The sequence below is a fragment of the Burkholderia sp. MR1-5-21 genome (genome assembly GCF_053427715.1).
Genome location: NZ_JBSAXD010000182.1, coordinates 1 through 214 on the forward strand (window position 1 = coordinate 1; position 214 = coordinate 214).

Genomic DNA, 214 nt, shown 5'->3' on the forward strand with positions numbered 1-214 from the left:
ACCGCCCGCGCTCACGTTCGAGCCGCGATTCGTCGCGCTGTCCTCGGTGAATTCGCTCTTGCTGCGGCTGCTGCCGATACTGGCCTCGACCTTGAAATCGGACGTCTTCCCCATCGCCAGATCGTTGACAAGACCGCCTGCGGCCATATCTGCATCCCGCGCAGCGCTGGCCGCCGCCATACCGTGCAACGCCGCCGCCCGGCCATCCTGACTC

General features: G+C 66.4%; 1 protein-coding gene. It reads right to left on the bottom strand.

Annotated features, from left to right (window positions below):
- The coding region (locus ACV229_RS40990) for a hypothetical protein (protein WP_448088717.1) at positions 1-214 on the bottom strand (214 nt) is incomplete at both ends.